This window comes from Halomonas sp. H5, from assembly GCF_050613175.1.
In the GTDB taxonomy this organism is placed as follows: domain Bacteria; phylum Pseudomonadota; class Gammaproteobacteria; order Pseudomonadales; family Halomonadaceae; genus Bisbaumannia; species Bisbaumannia salifodinae.
Map to the genome: position 1 here is coordinate 1898598 of NZ_CP192510.1, position 13474 is coordinate 1912071.

Here is a 13474-nt window from a genome sequence, read left to right on the forward strand (position 1 = left end):
GGGGCGTGGCGGGATTCGTTCTGTGCGCCCGCCTGGGCCGAGCCGTCATGGATCGGGCTCATGGGCGCTCCTCGGTGCTGCTCTGAGCATCGTCCTGGCCGTTGCCCTGGGTCTGGGCCATCTCGAGGCGGGCCTCGGCGGCCTTGAGGTGCTCCTCGGCGGTGGCGCGCTGGGTCTCCAGGTCCGCCAGGGTCGCTTCGTCGGCATCGCTGGCCCGGGCCAGGGCGCGCTCCGCCTTGCGCAGCGCCGCCTTGGCGGCGGCCTGGGCGATGCGCAGGCTCTTGACCGCCTCCTGGCCGTCGGCGCCGCCTCGGGGCGTGGCTTGGGATGCCGGCCGGCTGGCCGCCTGGCGCCGCGCCTGGCGCCGAGCCTCCTTCTCGGCGGCCTCGCGCTCCAGGCGCGCCTGGCGGCACTCATAGCGGTGGCGGGCCCGCTCGGCGCGGCGGGCCTCGGCGTCCTTGTGGCGCAGGCGATCCTTGGCGGCGCGGAACTGGGCCACCAGGGGCAGATGGCTGGGGCACACATAGTCGCAGGCCCCGCACTCGATGCAGTCGAACAGCGCCAGCTCCCGGGCCTTGTCGTCGGCGTCCGCCTGGGCGAAGGCGAACAGCCGCTGGGGGGCCAGGGCCACCGGGCAGGCTGCCTCGCAGTCGCCGCAGCGGATGCAGGGGCGCGGCGGGGGCGGCGCCGGCAGCTCCTCGGCGCTGGCGGCGATCAGGCAGTTGGCGGTCTTGATCAGCGGCAGGTCCAGGCGCGCCAGGGGCTGACCCATCAGCGGGCCGCCCATCACCAGTCTGGCCAGGCGGTCGCGGTCGAGGCCGGCATCATCGAGCAACTCGGCCAGCGACGTGCCCAGGCGGGCGACCACGTTGCCGGGGCGTGCCAGGGCCTCGCCGGTCAGGGTCACCACCCGGGAGACCAGGGGACGGCCGTCGCGCACCGCCTCGAGGGCCGCCCGCAGGGTGCCGGGGTTATGGCAGACCACACCCACATCGGCGGGCAGGCCGCCACTGGGCACCTGGCGCCCCAGCAGGCGGCGAATCAGCTGGTTCTCGCCGCCGCTGGGGTAACGGGTCTCGATCACCTTTAGCTCGATGATGGGCGTACTCTCGGAGGCGGCGATCGCCGTGTTCAGGGCGGCGAGCGCTTCGGGTTTGTCATCCTCGATGCCCACCAGGATCCGCCCGGCGCCCAGCAGATGGGCCAGCAGCCGGGCGCCTTCCAGCACCTCGGCGGCATGCCGGCGCAGGGTCATGTCGTCGGCGCTGATATAGGGCTCACACTCGGCGGCATTGACCACCAGGGTATCGATGGCGTGGTGCTCGCCGAGGCCTGCCTTGACTTGACTGGGGAAGCCGGCGCCGCCCAGGCCCACCAGGCCGCTCTCGGCGAGGCGCCGGTGCAGGGCCTCGGCATCAGTGGCGCGCCAATCCAGGGCCGGCATCAGGGTCCACTCATCGCTCCCGTCGCCCTCGATCACGAGGCAGGGGGCGGTGAGGTCGCCGGGGTGAGGAATGGGGCGCGGCTCGATGGCGTTGACGGTACCGCTGATGCTGGCATGCAGGGCCGCGGAGACCCGGCCCTGGGGGCGGGCGATCACCTGGCCGGTGCGTACCCGCTCGCCCAGGGTCACGCAGGGCTCGGCGGGCCGGCCCCGGTGCTGGGCCAGGGGCAGTACCACGCGGCGGGGCAGCGGCGCCTCGCGTAGCGGTTCCCGGGTGCTCCGGGCCTTGCGGCCGGGCGGGGTGATACCGCCGGGAAAGTCGAAGCGACGGCTCATCTCGATGCGGCTCCCGCAATGATCGGCGGGTCATGACGATCGCTGGCGATCAGCTCGGGCTGTGGCCAGTACCAGGCGTCCGGCTCCCGGGGGCGCAGCTCGATGCAGTCCACCGGACAGGGCTCCAGGCAGAGATCGCAGCCGGTGCACTCCTCGGCGATCACCGTATGCATCTGCCGGGCGGCGCCGAGGATGGCATCCACCGGGCAGGCCTGGATGCACTTGGTGCAGCCGATGCACTCGGCCTCGCGGATATAGGCCACCCGGGGCTCCTCCTGGGCCTCGCCGTCCAGGGGTTCGGGCTCGCGCCCCAGCAGGTCGGCCAGGGCGGCGATGGTGGGCTCGCCCCCGGGGGGGCACTTGTTGATCGCCTCGCCCCGGCCGATCGCCTCGGCGTAGGGGCGACAGCCCGGATAGCCGCACTGGCCGCACTGGGTCTGAGGCAGCAGGGCGTCGATCTTCTCCACCACCGGGTCGCCCTCGACCCGGAAGCGCTCGGCGGCGAAGCCCAGCAGGGCGCCGAAGGCCAGCGCCAGGCCGAGCAGGACCAGGATGGCGGCGAGGATGCCGTGATTGGCGATGAGCTCCAGCATAGGCTAGCCCGGTACCTGACAGGGAGTGGTGGCGATACGCTCCGGCATAACTACCCTTGTACCAGCCCGGCGAAGCCCATAAAGGCCAGCGACATCAGACTGGCGCTGATCATGGCGATGGCCGCGCCGTGGAAGGGGCGCGGCACGTCGGCCAGGGCCAGGCGCTCGCGCAGGGCGGCGAAGAGCACCAGCACCAGCGAGAAGCCCAGGGCCGCGCCCAGGCCATAGAGCCCCGCCTCGATCAGGCTCGACTCGCGGCGCACCGAGAGCAGCGCCACCCCCAGCACCGCGCAGTTGGTGGTGATCAGCGGCAGGAAGATGCCCAGCACCTGATGCAGCAATGGACTGGTCTTGCGCACCATCAGCTCGGTGAACTGCACCACGGCGGCGATCACCAGGATAAAGGCGATGATGCGCAGGTACTCGAGCCCCAGGGGCGCCAGCAGTTGGTGGAAGACCAGGTGGCTGGCCAGGGCCGAGAGGGTCAACACGAAGGTGGTGGCCGCGGCCATGCCGATGGCGGACTCCAGCTTGTTGGAGACGCCCATGAAGGGGCATAGGCCGAGGAATTGCACCAGCACGAAGTTGTTGACCAGGGCGGTGCTCACCAGGATCAGCAGGAAGTCACTCATTACCATCCCCGGGGCGGCGCCTGGCGCCGCCCGCTACGTGGTCTTAACGCACCCGCTGGCCCGGCTCGGCACCGGAGTCCGGCGACAGCAGGTAGATGCCGTCGTCGTTACCGGCGGCCAGCACCATGCCCTCGGAGACGCCGAAGCGCATCTTGCGCGGCGCCAGGTTGGCCACCATCACGGTGAGGCGACCCTCCAGGGCTTCCGGGGCATAGGCGGCGCGGATGCCGGCGAAGACGGTGCGGCTCTCGCCGCCCAGGTCCAGGGTCAGCTTGAGCAGCTTGTCGGCCTTCTCCACGTACTCCGCCTTGGCGATGCGGGCGATGCGCAGGTCCACCTTGGCGAAGTCGTCGAAGGCGATCTCGGGGCCGATGGGTTCTTCGGCCAGGGGACCCTTGGGGGTCTCCTTGAGTTTCTGTTCTTCCACCAGGTCCTCCTTGGAGGCCGCCATCATGGCATCGATCTTGTCGCGCTCGACGCGGGTCATCAGCGGCTTGAACTTGGCGATCTCATGATCCAGCAGCACCGCCTGACGGCTCTCCCAATCGAGGCTGTCGAGCTCGAGAAAGTTCCGCGCGCCCTCGGCCATGGTCGGCACCACCGGTGCCAGGTAGACCATCAGCTGGCGGAACAGGTTGATGCCCACCGAGCAGATATCCAGCACCTCCTGCTCGCGGCCTTCCTGCTTGGCCAGCACCCAGGGTTCGGCCTCGGCGATATAGGTGTTGGCCTCGTCGGCCAGCTCCATGATCAGGCGCATGGCGCGGCCGAATTCGCGGGCCTCGAACTGGTCGGCGATCTCGTCGCCGGCGGCGATAAAGCGCGCCACCCGCTCTGGCTCGGCGCAGTGGGGCGAGAGCCGGCCGTCGCCGAGCTTCTTGACGAAGCCGGCGCAGCGGCTGGCGATATTGACCACCTTGCCCACCAGGTCGCTGTTGACCCGGGCGGCGAAGTCGTCGAGGTTGAGGTCCAGGTCATCGACCCGGGAGGTGAGCTTGGCGGCGAAGTAGTAGCGCAGGTACTCCGGGTTGAGGTACTCGGCGTAGGTGGCGGCCTTGATAAAGGTGCCCCGGGACTTGGACATCTTGGCGCCGTTGACGGTGACGAAACCGTGGCAGTTCACCGCCGTGGGGGTGCGCAGGTCGGCGCCATGCAGCATGGCCGGCCAGAACAGTGCATGGAAGTAGACGATATCCTTGCCGATAAAGTGGTAGACCTCGGCCTCGGAACCCTTCTTCCAGTAGCTGTCGAAGTCGAGCCCCTCGCGCTCGCACAGCGCCTGGAAACTGGCCAGGTAGCCGATGGGGGCGTCCAGCCAGACATAGAAGTACTTGCCCGGGGCATCGGGAATCTCGAAGCCGAAGTAGGGGGCATCCCGGGAGATATCCCACTCGTTGAAGCCGGCTTCGAACCACTCCATCAGCTTGTTGCGGATCTGCGGCTGGACATGGCCGTCGTTGATCCAGTCGTCGAGGAAGTCGGCGAAGTCGGGCAGCTTGAAGAAGTAGTGGGTGGAGCTACGCACCTCGGGGGTGGCGCCGGAGATCGCCGAGACCGGGTCGATCAGCTCCGCCGGGGTATAGGTGGCGCCGCAGGCCTCGCAGTTGTCGCCATACTGGTCGTCGGTCTGGCACTTGGGGCAGGTGCCCTTGATAAAGCGGTCGGCCAGGAACAGGCCCTTGACCGGGTCATACATCTGCTCGATATCGCGGGTGGCGATATGTCCCTTGTCGCGCAGCCGGGTGTAGATCAGCTCGCTGAAATAGCGATTCTCGTCGGAGTGGGTGGAGTGGTAGTTGTCGAAGGCCACCCCGAAGTGGGCGAAGTCCCGCTGGTGCTCCTGGCTGACCCGGTCGATCAGCGCCTCGGAGGTGATGCCCTCCTGCTCGGCGCGCAGCATGATGGCGGTGCCATGGGCGTCGTCGGCGCAGACATAGTGGCACTGGTGGCCGCGGCTCTTCTGGAAGCGCACCCAGATATCGGTCTGGATATACTCCAGCAGGTGGCCCAGGTGGATGGCGCCATTGGCGTAGGGCAGGGCGCTGGTGACCAGGATCTTGCGCGGAGCGCTGGCGGAATTCGACATGGCGACTCTTGGGTTCCCGTGCTTGGGTGGAGGGCGCGCCCCCACGCGGAAAATGTCCGTGAAATCAGGCGTCGATTGTAGCCGGCTTCGGGGCGGGCTGCACCCTTGGGCCGGTGATTACCCGGGGCCATTGCAGCGATAACCATCCGCCGTTGCTGGCTCGGGGCTATCCTGGGGGCAGGCCTTCGCAAAGACGCTGTAAACCCCTCCCTGGGCGCTCGACTTTTTCGTCCCTGAAAAAGACGCTTTGCTCCGATCTGCCCCCAGCGCCCCTTAGTCATTCTGGGTGCAGTCGCCCTGCGGGAGGTTATTCAAGCTGCCCCCAGAATACCCCGGCCCCTCGACAGCCGGCACTAACGGCGATAGACGCCGAAATGCGCGAGGCCCTGATCGGCCAGGTGCAGGGCCTGCATGCGGCTCATCACCCCCTGGTCGCAGTAGAGCAGGTAGTGGCGATCCCGGGGCAGATCCAAGGCGCGCTCCTGGAGCTCGAAGAAGGGGATGGCCAGCAGCTCGGTGTCGGGCAGCGACAAAGGCGCGGCCTCGCGCTCGTCCGGGTGGCGGATATCGATCACGCTGACCCTGGGCGCCTCGGCCAGGGCGGCCTCGCCATCCAGGGTGGTGATCTCCGGCAGGCTGGCCTGGTCGACGATCAGGCGATCCGAGCGGGTACGAGTGGCCGCCTCCAGGGCCGCGTCCAGCACGCCGAAGTCGAAGGCGGCCTCGGCGGCCTCCAGTTCGCCGCGCTTGACCTTGAGGCTGGGGCGGTTGGAGATCACCCCGCAGTACTCCGGCATGGTCTCGGAGAAGGCGGCGGTGCCGATCCGGCGCGCCTCGTCGATGATCGTCTGCTTGTCGTCGGCGACCACCGGGCGCAGCACCAGGCGTTCGGTGACCCCATCGATCATCGCCAGGTTATGCAGGCTCTGGCTGGAGACCTGGGCGATCGCCTCGCCGGTGACCAGGGCGGGAATCCGCGCCCGGGCGGCGACCCGCTCGGCGACCCGCAGCATCATGCGCTTGAGTACCACCCCCATCAGGTGATCGGGAATGGTGGTGAGGATCTCCTTGACCACCCCCTCGAAGGGCACCGAGATAAAGTTCACCTTGTGGGTGGGGCTGTAGCGCTGCCAGAGGTAGTGGCTGATGGCGCGCACCCCCTGCTCATGGGCGGGGCCGCCCAGGTTGAAGAACAGGAAGTGGCTCTTCACCCCGCGGCGCATCATGCGATAGGCCGCCACCGGGGAGTCATAGCCACCGGACATCAGCACCAGGGCGCTCTCCTGGGTGCCCAGGGGGTAGCCGCCGAGGCCCGGCCAGCGGCGGCCGATCAACTGCAGGCGCTCACGGTTGACCTCCAGCGCCAGGGTCACCTCGGGGCGGGAGAGGTCGACCCGGGCGTCGTCGGCGCCGGCCAGCAGCTTGCCCCCCAGGTGGCGCTCCAGATCCGCGGAGGTGAAGTCGTGCTTGCCCTTGCGCTTGACCCGCACCCGGAAGGACTTGCCGGCGATGCGTGGCAGCCACAGCGGCAGCACCCGCTCGGCGATGGCCTCGAAGTCGCCCAGTGGAGAGTTCTCCACCGCCAGCACCTCGTGGATGCCGGGCACCCGCCCCAGGCTGGCCTCGAACTCGGCCAGCGCCTCGGCCTCCAGCGGCTGGCTCAGGGCGATCTCGATGGCGTCCCAGGACGCGCTCAGGCGTGCCTCCCGGTCATGGTCGTCCACCACCTTGCGCAGGTTACGGCGCAGGCACTTGATCAGGTTCTTGCGGGCCGACTTGGACTTGATGGTGATCTCGGGAAACAGCTTGATCAGATAATTCATGAGGATCGACGAGCTTGGGCTGGCGGGTGGGGGCGGCATTCTACCCGCTCGGCCGCGGGCCCGCAAAAAGCGCCGCCACCCGGCGGTGGCGGCATGGCTCAGTGGTGCAGGCTGAAATGGCCATGGGGCATGCTGGCCATCAGTTTCTGGAAATCGCGGCCACTCATATGCACCAGGGTCTCGTGGTCGCCCGCCTCGAAGTAGATATCCGGCTCGGCGGTGAGGCTATCGTCGACCCAGACCTCCAGGCCGTAGGCCTGGCCCAGGGGCGTGGTGGCGCCGGGGTCGCAGTCATCGAAGTGGCGCTTGATCTCCTCCTCGGAGGCGAGTCTCAGGCGTTCATGCATCAGTTCGGTGAGGCGTACCATATCGACATCGCAACTGCCGGGCACCACCGCCAGGCGATTGCCGGTGTCGCCATGCAGCATCACCGCCTTGGCCAACTGATCGCCGGTGATATGGGTCTGCTCGGCGATATGGTCGGTGCTCACCGCGCGGGGGTGGCGCACTTCTTCGTAGTCGATATCCTGGGAGCGGAGGTACTCCCGAAGCGTCATTGCCATGGCCATGGTGAGGCTCCTTCGGCCGTCGGGCCGGGGTGAAGAGGGGGGATGCCTCCTTGCGCCGCACGAGGCCATGACACCCTTGGCCTCTTCACAAGCATAGTCCGCCCGCGGGCGGCGAACCCGATCGAGGAGGCGAAATGAGCACGCGACTTGCCGCCTTGCTGCTGGTCCTGGTGGGCTGCGGCGGCGAGGCCTCGCCCCGGGAGGCGCCCCTGCAGATGCTGGTGGCCGACCCGGAGGGCTTCGATGGGCAACGGGTGGCGACCCAGGGGGTGGTGCGCCACTTCGAGGCGCCGCTGCACTACTGGATCGAGGACGAGGCGCTCAACCGGGTGGAGCTGTTTCCTCCGGCGATGGCGGCGCCCCTGCTGGGGCAGGAGGTGCGCGCCGTGGGGACCTTCCGTTATGCCCCGGCGTCGGGACGCTCCCTGTCGCTGGAGACCATCAGCCCGCTGGCGGCGGATTGACCGCAGCCCCGTTCCAGATGGCGGCTGAGGATCGGTTCCATGCCCTTGAAGATCTGCACCGGCAGTGCCGAGGTGAAGCCGAAGTCGTCGGAGCCGCGGCCGGGCACGAAGGCGGTCAGGGTGCCGAAGTGATCATCCCCTAGATAGAAGACGAAGGTGGCGGTGCGGTTGCGGGCCCGGGAATCGAGGAGTTGCCCGCTTCGCCCCCGGGTCTCGATGCGGTTGTCGCCGGTGCCGGTCTTGCCCCCCAGGGCCAGGGGCGTGCCGTCCTGGGCCTGGAAGCTGCCCGCCAGGCGCCGGGCCGTGCCGGCTTCCACCACCTGGGCCAGGGCCCGGCGCAGGGTGGCGGCCACCTGAGGCGCCATGACCCGTTCGCCGGCGTCCCGGGCGGGGATCAGGCGGGTCTCGTAGGGGGTGTCGGCGGCGAAGTGCAGGCCGTCGATACGCAGGGTCGGCAGGCGCACGCCATCGTTGAGGATGATGCCCACCAGTTCGGCCAGGGACGCCGGGCGATCCCCGGAGCTGCCGATGGCGGTGGCCAGGGAGGGCACCAGGCGCTCGAAGGGGAAGCCGACCCGGGCCCAGCGCTCCTGGATCTCTTCGAAGGCGTCCGCCTCCAGCAGGATGCGAATCCGGGTGTCCCGGGCGCCGCGGTGCCGGGAGGTGAAGAGCCATTGGTAGATGGCCTGGCGCTCGCCGGTGCTGGCCGATGCCAGCTCCCGATAGGTGGCCTGGGGGCGCGCCTGGAGGTAGCGTACCAGCCAGAGCTCCAGGGGGTGGACCCGGGCTACATAGCCCTGGTCGTTGAGGTCGAAGGCGCCGGGGCCATAGTCATGGTAGAGGCGTTCGATGCGCGCCTCGGGGACGGCGTCGCCCAGGCGCTCGCGGATAAAGGCGCGGAAGGTCTCGGGGTCGGCGTCGGGCAGCACATAGCGGTGGGCGGCGGCGAGTCGCGAGGCCTGAGGGCGAACGCCGTCGAACAGGGTCTCGAGCCGCGCTTCGGGGGTGAGGGCGCGGTACTTGCGCCAGAAGCGCTCCAGGAAGACGCGGCCCTCCCGGTCGGCGAAACGGCTCAGGTAGAGCATGCGCAGCGGATGAGCGTCATCCTCCAGCAGGCGCCGCCGATCCGGATGTCGATAGATATGGTGATTGACGATATCCCGCATCAGGCGCACGAAAGGCAGGTTGAGGGACTCCCGCAGGGCCTCGGTCAGGGTGGGGCGGCGGCGATCGTCCTCGCGGCGGAAGTTGCTGAAGGTGTGTTCGCCACCGCCGGTGAAGAAGCGCTCATGGGGGCTGGCGGAGTAGCGGCGGGCCATGGCCTGCTCCAGCAGCGTCTCCAGGGTGATCTCCGGCTCGGCCAGCAGGCGGTCGACCACCCAGCGGGTCAGGGAATCCTGGCGGTCCACGGGCAGGTCGCGCAGGGCCGCGGGGTCCAGCGGGAAGTATTGCTCGTGGAGCTCGGCGAGGATCTCCAGGTAGGTGGTCAGCACCCGCAGCTTGGCGGTGGAGCCCAGCTCCAGCTTGCTGCTCTCGTTGAGATCGAAGGGCTGGCCGGTGTTGTCGGTCTGTACCCGCACCAGGAAGCCCGCGTCGCTGCGCTCGAAGAGGGTGAAACTGTAGCTCACCTCGGCGGTGCGCTCGGCGCTGAGCAGGCGATGGCCGAGGATGCCCAGCTCGGCGGCCACCTCGGGGTCGGCGAGGCTCTCCAGGTAGTCGGTGACCCGCGCCTGGAGCTCGCCATGCAGGGTGGTCGTGGCCTCCAGGTCGAGGCGATCCAGGTCGTAGAAGGAGAGGCCCAGCAGGCGCGCCAGTTGGGTACGTGCCACCTGGCGGCCCTTGTCGGTGGGTAAGCGGTGGGTCACCGGATCGGCGTCGAAGTCGCGGAACACCAGGCGCTGGTCCAGGGCGGCGTCGCGCAGCTCGCCGTCCACCAGTTGCGCCTCGTGGAGCAGGCGCAGGTAGCTGTCGGTGAGGTGCTCCAGGGAGTCGCGGCCGCCGTTGAGGTACCAGGCGGGGCGGCGCTGGGCGATCATCAGTGCCACCACGCGACGCAGCGCCTGACCACGCTGGGCCAGTTCTCCAGGCGTGGCGAAGGCGGGCTCCAGCAGACGGTTGACTTCGTCGAAATCGGCGCCGAACCAGACCCAGAGGCCATCCCCCAGGCCATGGACTTCGCCGAACCCCGGCGCCGCCGCCAGGGGTACCGAGTTGAGGTAATCCCGGGCCAGGTCCTGGCGGGCGGTGAGGGTCTCGGGTCCCTGGCGGTAGGTGCGTACGCTGGCCGAGATCATCTGGCGTAGCTTCTCCCGGGCGGAGCCGGTACGTCCCCCCGGGGAGTGGCGGAACTTCTCCATCTGGGTGGCCAGGGTGCTGCCGCCGGCGCTCTGCTCTTCCAGTTCCAGGGCCCGCCCCACCTGGGAGAGGGCGGCGCGGGCGAAGCGCGGCCAGTCCACCGCCGGATTGGCATAGCGGTGGGTGGTATCGAGCAGGCCGCGATTCTCGATGAACATCAGTGTCTCGAGCACCTGCGCCGGAATGGCGGCGAAGTGGGGGTAGTGGCGCTGAGGGTGGCGGGCGGCATAGTAGGGGGCGCCGCGACACTCTTCCAGGGTCAGGCCGGTACGGGTCTTCTCTTCATAGGGCACATAGAAGCCGCGGCTGGCGTAGTCATGCAGGGCCGGAGTGAAACGGACCTGAGAGGCGACCTCATAGCCCCGTTCCTCCAGTCGGGCCTGGAAGCGCGGCAGATCCACATAGCCGAAGCGCTGGTTGAAGGGGCCGTGGTGGGGAAAGAGCAGGCTGTCGCTGGGGCCTGAGGCGAGGCGGTAGTCGAGGGTCTCGGCATAGCGGGACAGTTCCAGGGCCTGCCAGCGGGAGGTGCGCGCCTCGGCCGCCAGCAGGGAGGCAACGCCGGCGGCCAGCAGGACCAGCAGGGCCAGCAGGAGCAAACGCCAGGGCCAGCGCCGCCCGGGGCCGGTATCCCCGGCGAGGCCAGGCCTCCCGGGGAGCGCACTCGGCAAGCTCTCCATCCCGCTCTCCTCGATGGCAACCGCCTTATTACTGATTAGCGTAGTGCGGGATGGGCGCGAGGACAGCGGCTTTCGAGGCGGTGGCTCAACTCAGGCTATCAACGTTTCATGCCGATATGCCGTCGGCACCGACCTGGGCCAGCCAGTCATTGAGGTTGTAATAGTTGCTGATGCGGGCCACCTTGCCGTCGCGCAGGGTAAAGAAGGCGCCGGCCGGCAGCACATAGTGCTGGCCGTTAGCCTCGGGGAGCCCTTCGTCCGTGGTCAGGTACTCGCCGTGTACCACGAACTCCGCGGCGGCGCGGTCGCCTGCTGGGTGAATCAGGATCACCAGCTCCTCGAGGCGTTCCCGATAACAGCGGTTCATATGGGCCATGAAGTCGGCGAAGGCGGCCTTGCCGACCTGACGCTCCCCCTGATTGATGTCGTGGGCCACGTCATCGGTCAGCAGGTCGAGGAAGGCCGCCATGTCGCCGGCATTGAAGGCATCGTAGTAGGCCTGGATCACGTCCTGGGGATGCATGGGAAGACTCCTGATCGGGTTGGGCCGGTGGCGCGAATCGCTGCCATGCTAACAGGGCCGGGGCCGTCGTAATGCCTGGTCGCGCCATGGTCGGCACTGGTGGCGACCCGGGGGCCCGCCCCGGCCGCGACCGATACAGGAGGGTTCACCATGAACGAAGAAGTCTTCAACTTGAGCATTCGTCGCTTCCTCAAGCGCGCCGGGATCGGTGCCCAGCGGGAGATCGAGCATGCGGTGGAGGCCGCCCTGGCCGAGGGGCGGATCGCGTCGCAAGGCCCCCTGGCGGCGACCATGACCCTGGAAGTGGGCGACCTCGAGCTGCGGGTGGTGTTCGAGGGCGACATCGAACTGGAGGAGTAGGCCCGGCGGGGTCGGTGAATATTACCATTTGCCGCATCTTGATGGATGGTCGAACTTGTCAATAGGACATTTTGTCGCACTATCGACGCCACGGAGAATGCGAGGTGCAAGATGCAGCGCTTATATTTTCTGACCCCCGACCTCGATACCACGGTCAATATCGCCCATGAGCTCAGCGACCTGGCGCTGACCGAGGATGAGGTCCATGTGCTGGGCAAGGAGTGGGAGCCCCTGCGGGAGCGGGGGGTGCATAACGCCACCCTGCGGCAGACCTCCGATGTGATCAACGCCGGGGTGAGGGGGCTCAAGTACGGCGTGGTGCTCGGTGCCTTGCTGGGCTGGGCAGTGCACCTGGGGCTCGGCGAACAGGGCTTCGGGCTGGGCTGGACCGTCCTGGTGATGACGGTCTTCGGCGCCCTGTTTGGTATCTGGACCAGTACCATGATCGGCGTATCGGTGCACGACGTGAAGATCGACAAGTTCGAGAAGGAGATCGAAGGGGGCGCCTACCTGATGCTGGTGGACGTGCCCGAGGATCGCGAGCGGGAGATCTATTCGGCGATCCATCGCCACCATCCGGAGGTGGTGATCGACAAGGTGACCCGGGACGAGCGTCAGCATCATCTGGGGGTCGGCGACTAGCCGGGCACTAACGTCACCCCTATTCCACCCGAGTCACCGGCTGGCGCCGGGGATCGATATGCCAGGGCAGTCCCAGGCGGGCATTGTGTTCCAGCTCGGCAATCACCTGGGCTCCCAGCAACAGGATGATGGCCCCGACCTCCAGGCTCAACAGCACCACGATCAGCGTCGCCACGGAGCCGTAGACCACGTTGACCAGCGACAGATTGGCGAAGTAGAAGAGCAGCAGCAGGCGCGCTCCCTCCCACAGCAGGGCGGCCACGAAGCCGCCTACCAGGGCGCGCCCGAGCGCCACCCGAACCACCGGCAACACCTTGTAGATGGCGCCGAACAGGGCGAAGACGCCGAGGAAGCTCACCAGGTTAAGCATGGGGCCGGAGAGCCCGGCCAGCGGCAGGGGGCGTTGGAAGAGTGTCTGCCAGAAGGCGTCCAGGGCGGAGACCAGGCTGGCCAGCAGGCTGAGGGCCAGCAGGGCGGCGCCCAGCACCAGCATAAAGGCGTAGGGTAGCAGCACCGAGACCCAGAAGCTGCGCTGGGGTGGGTGGATGTCCGGGGCGTGGAAGATGATCGCCAAGGCATCCTCCAGCATGCGAAAGGCGAAGGAACTGAACAGCAGCAGCACCACCAGGCCCAGGGCGCCGACCCCGTCGCGGCTATCGATCAGGCCGCGTACGGCATCCAGCAGCAGGTCGGCATGGGCCGGCGCTAGGTGGTGTGCCTGGATGGCCAGCAGTTCCAGCAATTGCCCCTCATCCACCAGATGGGAGAGCAGCACCACCAGCAGGGCGAACAGCGGAATGATGGAAAGCAGGATGTTGTAGCCCACGCCGCCGGCCAGCAGGATGCCGCGATTACGCAGGAAGGCCGACAGCACGCGCAGGGCGAAGGTCAGCAGGCGCGGAGAGTGGCTGGGGTGCATCGCGCCTCCCTGGCATTAGCGCATGGCTTGTCGTAGAGGGTAGACCAGCCA

The 13474-nt window shown here is 68.2% G+C and carries 12 protein-coding genes; 3 read left to right on the plus strand and 9 right to left on the minus strand.

All coding sequences use genetic code 11. The features are described 5' to 3' along the window. Positions 1-58 precede the first annotated feature (58 nt). The 6 genes from rsxC to ACQ1W9_RS08890 form a co-directional block, all read right to left on the minus strand. Positions 59-1780: an electron transport complex subunit RsxC gene (gene rsxC / locus ACQ1W9_RS08865; protein ID WP_431026241.1), complete on the minus strand. Its 1722-nt coding sequence runs from the start codon at positions 1778-1780 to the stop codon at positions 59-61. After that, positions 1777-2373 carry an electron transport complex subunit RsxB gene (rsxB, locus tag ACQ1W9_RS08870; protein WP_431026242.1) on the minus strand — a complete coding sequence of 199 codons (597 nt, stop codon included), beginning with the start codon at positions 2371-2373 and terminating at the stop codon, positions 1777-1779. The genes rsxC and rsxB overlap by 4 nt, the downstream gene beginning before the upstream one ends. 50 nt (positions 2374-2423) lie before the next feature. Then, on the minus strand, positions 2424-3005 hold the full coding sequence (gene rsxA, locus ACQ1W9_RS08875; protein ID WP_431026243.1) for an electron transport complex subunit RsxA: 582 nt from the start codon (positions 3003-3005) through the stop codon (positions 2424-2426). A 43-nt stretch (positions 3006-3048) separates the two neighbouring features. Continuing rightward, positions 3049-5091 (minus strand): methionine--tRNA ligase, encoded by a 2043-nt coding sequence (gene metG, locus ACQ1W9_RS08880; protein WP_431026244.1) that lies wholly within the window; start codon positions 5089-5091, stop codon positions 3049-3051. Between the two features lie 353 nt (positions 5092-5444). Then, positions 5445-6914, minus strand: coding sequence for a tRNA uracil 4-sulfurtransferase ThiI (thiI, locus tag ACQ1W9_RS08885; protein ID WP_431026245.1), 1470 nt, complete (start codon positions 6912-6914; stop codon positions 5445-5447). A 98-nt stretch (positions 6915-7012) separates the two neighbouring features. Continuing rightward, positions 7013-7477 (minus strand): aminoacyl-tRNA deacylase, encoded by a 465-nt coding sequence (locus tag ACQ1W9_RS08890; protein WP_346062228.1) that lies wholly within the window; start codon positions 7475-7477, stop codon positions 7013-7015. Between the two features lie 140 nt (positions 7478-7617). On the opposite strand from ACQ1W9_RS08890, the gene ACQ1W9_RS08895 reads away from it, so the two are divergent. Beyond that, on the plus strand, positions 7618-7947 hold the full coding sequence (locus ACQ1W9_RS08895; RefSeq protein ID WP_431026246.1) for a hypothetical protein: 330 nt from the start codon (positions 7618-7620) through the stop codon (positions 7945-7947). Here ACQ1W9_RS08895 and ACQ1W9_RS08900 read toward each other — a convergent pair. After that, complete coding sequence (locus ACQ1W9_RS08900) at positions 7884-10979, minus strand: transglycosylase domain-containing protein (RefSeq protein ID WP_431026247.1); 3096 nt, start codon at positions 10977-10979, stop codon at positions 7884-7886. The two genes, ACQ1W9_RS08895 and ACQ1W9_RS08900, sit on opposite strands and share 64 nt — an antisense overlap. Before the next feature lie 106 nt (positions 10980-11085). Further along, positions 11086-11502: a ketosteroid isomerase-related protein gene (locus tag ACQ1W9_RS08905; RefSeq protein ID WP_431026248.1), complete on the minus strand. Its 417-nt coding sequence runs from the start codon at positions 11500-11502 to the stop codon at positions 11086-11088. A 150-nt stretch (positions 11503-11652) separates the two neighbouring features. On the opposite strand from ACQ1W9_RS08905, the gene ACQ1W9_RS08910 reads away from it, so the two are divergent. Together ACQ1W9_RS08910 and ACQ1W9_RS08915 are read left to right on the plus strand one after the other, a co-directional pair. Continuing rightward, on the plus strand, positions 11653-11862 hold the full coding sequence (locus tag ACQ1W9_RS08910) for a DUF6494 family protein (protein WP_431026249.1): 210 nt from the start codon (positions 11653-11655) through the stop codon (positions 11860-11862). Positions 11863-11973: 111 nt separating this feature from the next. Continuing rightward, the gene (locus ACQ1W9_RS08915; RefSeq protein WP_431026250.1) at positions 11974-12504 is read left to right on the plus strand and encodes a DUF1269 domain-containing protein; all 531 of its coding nucleotides are present in this window, start codon (positions 11974-11976) and stop codon (positions 12502-12504) included. Positions 12505-12523: 19 nt separating this feature from the next. Here the strand turns inward: ACQ1W9_RS08915 and ACQ1W9_RS08920 are convergent, their stop codons facing one another. Next, positions 12524-13423 carry a YihY/virulence factor BrkB family protein gene (locus ACQ1W9_RS08920; protein WP_431026251.1) on the minus strand — a complete coding sequence of 300 codons (900 nt, stop codon included), beginning with the start codon at positions 13421-13423 and terminating at the stop codon, positions 12524-12526. Positions 13424-13474 lie beyond the last annotated feature (51 nt).